This window comes from uncultured Ruminococcus sp., assembly GCA_902785355.1.
Taxonomy (GTDB): domain Bacteria; phylum Bacillota; class Clostridia; order Oscillospirales; family Acutalibacteraceae; genus Ruminococcoides.
Window position 1 is genome coordinate 1 of the sequence record CACZYF010000060.1, and the last position, 6,175, is coordinate 6,175.

The window sequence follows — 6,175 nt, forward strand, 5'->3', positions numbered from 1 at the left end:
GTTGCCCTTCAGAAGCTGGAAGCCATTGGTCTCGGTGCCGGTGGAACCGACAGTCTCGCCGTCTACAGTGTAGGTGAAGCCTGCAAAGTCAACGGTCAGGCCGTTGGCAAATTTGCCCTGAGGCGCTACGATACCGTTGCCTGCGCAATTAGCCAGCAGGGTGATGGTATTGCCGTCCTGAGCTGCTGCAAACGCAGCCTCGAGGGTCTTGTAATTAGTGCCGTCGATCTTAGCTACGTAGACGGGATTGATGGTTAATACGCCGGAGCCCGCATTATAGGTCAGGGTGTACTTACCGCCTTCGGCGTGGAACTTAGCGTTGCCACCGTTGTTGTGCATGATCTGAGAATAGGTCTCTGTGAAGCTGCCTGCCTGCTCATTACCGCGGTAATAATCTACGCTTCCATCATTAGCGAGTATCTGGAACTCATAGTCGCCTGCGGCAAGGGTCAGCTCGATGGGCTTCTCGGAGATGACGTCTTGATCTACATCCCAATTGCCGTTTAAATTGCTATGGAGCTTGAAGGTCCAATCCGCCGCACCCGCCGAAATCGGCAGAGCAGAAAACATACCAATTACCATCAGCACAGCTAAAAGTATGCTGATGGGTCTCTTGATTGTTTTAATCATAATTTCCTCCTTAAATTTTTATACCTCTTTTTAAGAGTTTTTGTGCTTGCTTTGGTTTGGGTCTGTCCGCTGACCACATATTTTATTTGAATAAAACACCGGACATTGACTTGACAACGCCGCTGATGGATACGCGCCGATACCCTTTGCCAAGGGCGAGGGACGGCGTTGAAAAGCCAAACAAAACAAAACAATATTTTTATAAACTGGAAATGCGCGTTTCGCGCATTTCGGTTTAACGGAATCATACGGCGGCTGTCGGGAGGCGCCGCGAGAGAGCACCGTAGGGCAGAGCTAAGGTTGAGCTTGCCGCGTCGGAGCAATGATATTCTTCCGGATGGTGCTCCGGGTAAAGAGGAGGGTGCGTATATTCTCTATTAGAAAAAATAGACATTCTTTTTGATATTGATAATTTATTTTCGCACATTTTGCTAAAATAGTCAAGGGGTAGCGGTGAATTTAATAGCAATTTTATAATAATTATTTAGGAAGCCGCCGATCAATTCGCTATATTATAAAATATGATACCATAATATTTATATGGGAAAATTGCATATGATTGAAGGGCGAAAAGGGAGGAGAGGGGGCAGGCATATGAATCCTATTGACGCGGGGGCGGGTTTAGGCACTTGCCAAAAATTTGTAATGTGGTATAATAACCGTATCAATCCGGTTATTATACAAATTTATATGCCCGCCCGGTTTGTCGCTTCGCGACAACGGGCGATGGCTGATTATACCATATCTCCTTCGGAGTTATGGTATAATAACCGTATCAATAAGGAGTGATATTGATGCAGATTACTATGAAATACAGGGTATCAGCCGCTATACTCGCCTTTTTACTGGCTGCGGCGGCTATCGCGTTTACAGGCTGTAATCAGCAGAAGTCCGAGACCGGGGCGACTGCCGATGAACTGTATTTTACACAGCAGGCGGAGCGCGACTCGCCGAGGTGGGTGACCGAGCTGGACGCCGCGAAGGACGCGGAGCAGATGATCGTGATCGCGGGCATAGACAAATCGACCGCCTACATCACCATGCATGAGAAGAACAGCGACGGAAAATGGCGCCAGCTGATCGCGACCCCCGGATTCATCGGGTTAGACGGCCTGGGCGACGCGAATATCAACGACTGTTATACGCCTGTCGGCACCTTCACCGTGGATAAGGCGTTCGGGCTGGCGGATGATCCGGGCTGTAAGCTCGAATATACCAAGGTCGACGACACCTACTACTGGTCGGGCGATCCTGAGAATCACTTTAACGAGCTGGTATCTACCAAGGATATCCCCGGGCTGGATACCGAGAACAGCGAGCATATCGCCGACTTCGACTATGCCTATCAGTACGTGCTGAACACGGGCTACAACTCGGAGTGCGAGGTAGAGAAGGGCTTCGCGTTCTTCTTCCACAGCTTCCGCGTCAACCGCCCCTATACGGGCGGCTGCGTCGCCGTACCCGAGAGCGTGATGAAGTACGTTATGACGCATATCAAGCCCGGATGTAAATTCACCATCGATTCGCTGGAGAATTTTAAGGGCGATCTGGACGCATGATAAGGAGAAAGAAGCGCTGTGTGATCGTCGGCGGCGCGCCGATCGGCGATTATGAGAGGGCGAGGGCGCTGCTGCGTGCTGACGACGACGTGATCTGCTGTGACAGCGGACTCAGACACCGCGCGGGACTCGGCGTTGAGCCGACGCTGATCGTCGGGGATTTTGACTCATACGAGAACCCTCACGCGGGCATAGAGACCATCGTGCTCCCACGCGAGAAGGACGATACCGACACCTTCTACGCCGTAAAGGAAGCGGTAAAGAGGGGATATGACGACTTTCTGCTGCTCGGGGTGATCGGCGGGCGGCTGGATCATACGCTGGCGAACCTGTCGATCCTCTACTATCTCGATACGCTCGGTAAATCCGCGACAGCGGCGGATGATTACTCCGAGATCGAGGTAGCGTCGTCGTATGTCGAGGTGGATGACAGCTACAGCTACTTCTCCCTGCTGAACCTCAGCGGAGAGGCGGAGGGGATCACGATCACCGGGGCGAAGTTCCCGCTGGAGAACGGCTCCGTGACCTGCGACTACCAGTATGCCGTCAGCAACGAACCGCTGAAGGGACAGACGGCACAGATAACCGTAGAGCGCGGCAGACTGCTGCTGATCAAGGATATATAGACGATAAAAAGCTCCCGTACCGCGTTTGGTACGGGAGCTTTGTTGCTGTATCAGGGAAATATCAGCGGATTATCAGGGCATGATCTTGCGATAGAGTTCCTTGAGATCCTCTACGCTGGTATCTCTCGGGTTGCCGGGACGGCACGCGTCGGCGTAAGCGTCGGCGGCGAGGACGTCGAGATCCTCTTCTCTGACCTTCTCGTTCTTCTCAGGGATACCGACGTCGACGGAGAGCTGTCTGACAGCGTCGATCGCCGCCTTGCGGTACTCCTCCTGCGTCATGGCGTCAACGCCCTCTACACCCATCGCGCGGGCGATCTCACGGAACTTCTCACCGGTGAACTCCTGATTGTATTCCATGACCAGCGGGAGCATCATCGCGCACGCTACGCCGTGGGGGGTGTCATAATGAGCGCCTAAGGTATGAGCGATAGAGTGGGCGATGCCTAAGCCGACGTTGGAGAAGCCCATGCCCGCGACATACTGCGCCAGAGCCATGCCCTCGCGGTTCTCGGGGATGTTCTCGACAGCGCCGCGGAGGTTCTTACTGATCAGGCGGATCGCCTCGAGATGGAACATATCGGTCATCTCCCAAGCCGCCTTGGTGGTGTAGCCCTCGATCGCGTGGGTCAGCGCGTCCATACCGGTCGCGGCAGTCAGACCCTTGGGCATAGAGGACATCATATCGGGATCGACGATCGCGACCTCGGGGATATCGTGCTCGTCCACGCAGACGAATTTGCGCTCCTTCTCGGTATCGGTGATAACGTAGTTGATGGTGACCTCAGCGGCAGTACCGGCGGTAGTGGGGACAGCGATAGTGGGAACAGCGTGGTTCTTAGTCGGAGCGACGCCCTCGAGCGAGCGGACGTCGGCGAACTCGGGATTGGTGATGATCACGCCGATCGCCTTAGCGGTATCCATAGAGGAGCCGCCGCCGATAGTGATGATGGAATCGGCGCCGCACGCCTTGAACGCCTCGACGCCGTCCTTGACGTTCTCAATGGTGGGATTGGGCTTGATGCCCGAATAAACGGTGTAGGGAATACCTGCTTCTTCAAGCAGATCGGTGACCTTCGCGGTCACGCCGAACTTGATCAGATCGGGGTCGGAGCATACGAAAATATGCTTGAAGCCCTTTGAATGAGCGATAACGGGGATCTCCCTGATCGCACCTTTACCGTGGTGAGATACGGTGTTCAAAATGATTCTGTTTGCCATAATTTACCTCCTAAAGCAAATATTATACCTCTATTATAACGAATAGCCGCGGATGATTCAAGGTGTAAACGAAGGATTTGAGAAAAAATTAACAATCTATTAATCGTTTGAGCAGGCATTGACGGCGCAGACGAATGATGGTAAGATTATACTATGCATTATCCACTTAACGCGATTCCCCTATGCCTTTGGAGGCTTACATGAAACTGATCCTTCGTTTTGCGGTATTATCGGCGCTGGTTTTCGCGCTGATTACCGCTGATCTGACGACAGCGTCGGCGGCAGGCGGCTTTATGAATAAAGCCGAGATGCTGGCGGTCAAAAATCATATAGAAAACGACGCGGGCGTCAGTCAGTACATTCCCGTCCAGGGTGCTTGTACCGACGGCACGTATGCGTACTTCGCGATGACCAGCGACAGCGGCAACACCGTGACGATCACAAAATACAGCATGAGCGATTGGAAGCCGGTCGATAAACAGAGCTACAGTAACGTAGGACACGCCAACGACATGACATATAACCCCGACAAGGGATGGCTGGTCATCGTCAAAAACAAGCCGTATTACAACCGCGTAGCGATCCTCAACGCAAAGACCCTGGAGGTCATCCGCGACGTGACGCTCAAGGAGGATATATACTCCATCGCCTATAACGCGAAACGCAAGCAGTATGTCGTAGGACTCTCGGGCTCGTACGACTTCGCTCTGCTGGATCAGAGCTTCAAGACCGTGAAGAAGTTCAAGGGAGAGAACACCGGCTACACCCGCCAGGGCTGCGACTGCGACGACAACTACATTTATTTTCCGCAGAGCGGCGGAAACAACCTGCTCGCTGTGTACGACTACAGCGGTAATCTCGCGGCAAAAATCCCGCTTACCGATAACAGGGAGGTCGAGAACCTCTTTCATGTCGGCTCAAGCTTCTATACCTCGCTGTATTACTACGGCAGTTACGTGTATCGGCTGGGATTCTCATCCTCAACAAAGATCACTTATCCCGTCGAGTATGATCCAAACGGCGGATACGGCGAGATGAAGCCGACCTATGTTCATTACGGCGAGAAAACGCCCCTTCGAAAAAATACCTTCACCCGCATCGGATATCATTTCGGCGGATGGATCGCGGAACGCGAGAGCGACGGCAAGCGCATCGGTTATAAGCTGGGTTCCGAGAAATATGAATGGCTCAGCGAGAAGGAATGTTACAACGATTTTTATTATCGGGATGAACAGAAGATCGCGACCACCGTCCGCTACGGCGGCGTAAAGCTGCGCGCGATGTGGATCGCCGACCGCTACGAAATCAACTTTGACAGCGGCGAGGGCGACGGATATATCCCGCCGTTGAGCGTCGGTTATGACGAGATGCACCTTGTACCCGAATCGACTTTCATAAAGGACGGCTTCGTCTTTGACGGATTTACAGCCAGCCGCGATTATGACGGCAGGGTCTACGGCTACCGAGCCGCGAGCAACACGCCCGAATGGCTGGATGAAAAGGATGTTGAGGCCGAGTACGTCTTTGAGCCCGGCGACAGGATCGAGCGGCTGACCTACGCGGGCAGGGTGACGATGACGGCGCATTTTAAATATGCCTATACCTTCTCACAGGATCATACCATGCTCCTTGAATACAGCGGCGTGGACAACAGGGTGCGTATCCCGGATAACGGCGGCGCGCTTTCGGTGATCGACGAGAACGCGATTGCGGATAACGACGAAATGACCGAGCTCTGTATCCCTGCGAGCGTGCTGGAAATCAGGAGGGACGCGATCGTGGATTGCCCCCGTATCCGAGAGATGTACTTTCTGGGCAGCCTCCCCGAGAACCTCGATGATTTCTTTATGGAGCGCTGCGGCAACACCCGCGTGTATCGTGTGATCGACGACCATGCGGTATGGGTAGGCTTTTATTCGTCGCCGCAGAGTCTTCCGCTCCTACGGTACAAGACCGAGGCGCTGGACCGGAACTACAGGATGAATCGGGCGCTGGAAAAGGCGAAGGAATCGATTATTGTTCCGTAACGGAATTATACTGATCCTTAATAAAAACCTTTATCATCTATTGCGCTATATTCCGTATAGCTTTGTTGGGCTCCTTGACAGGCGCCAGCCTGTCTGCGTCTCCCGTCGCGCT

The 6,175-nt window shown here is 53.2% G+C and carries 5 protein-coding genes; 3 read left to right on the forward strand and 2 right to left on the reverse strand.

The genetic code is table 11. The annotated features are described in order from the left end of the window. Positions 1–630 (reverse strand): hypothetical protein (locus R2I50_RS09815; protein ID WP_316608963.1); only part of this gene is annotated, 630 nt, incomplete at its 3' end. Positions 631–1,424: 794 nt separating this feature from the next. On the opposite strand from R2I50_RS09815, the gene R2I50_RS09820 reads away from it, so the two are divergent. After that, complete coding sequence (locus tag R2I50_RS09820) at positions 1,425–2,189, forward strand: L,D-transpeptidase family protein (protein ID WP_316608964.1); 765 nt, start codon at positions 1,425–1,427, stop codon at positions 2,187–2,189. Continuing rightward, the gene (locus tag R2I50_RS09825) at positions 2,186–2,815 is read left to right on the forward strand and encodes a thiamine diphosphokinase (protein ID WP_316608965.1); all 630 of its coding nucleotides are present in this window, start codon (positions 2,186–2,188) and stop codon (positions 2,813–2,815) included. The genes R2I50_RS09820 and R2I50_RS09825 overlap by 4 nt, the downstream gene beginning before the upstream one ends. A 72-nt stretch (positions 2,816–2,887) precedes the next feature. Here the strand turns inward: R2I50_RS09825 and fucO are convergent, their stop codons facing one another. Beyond that, positions 2,888–4,036, reverse strand: coding sequence for a lactaldehyde reductase (gene fucO, locus R2I50_RS09830; RefSeq protein ID WP_316608966.1), 1,149 nt, complete (start codon positions 4,034–4,036; stop codon positions 2,888–2,890). A gap of 200 nt (positions 4,037–4,236) precedes the next feature. On the opposite strand from fucO, the gene R2I50_RS09835 reads away from it, so the two are divergent. Next, positions 4,237–6,063: an InlB B-repeat-containing protein gene (locus R2I50_RS09835; protein WP_316608967.1), complete on the forward strand. Its 1,827-nt coding sequence runs from the start codon at positions 4,237–4,239 to the stop codon at positions 6,061–6,063. The last annotated feature ends 112 nt before the right edge of the window (positions 6,064–6,175 follow it).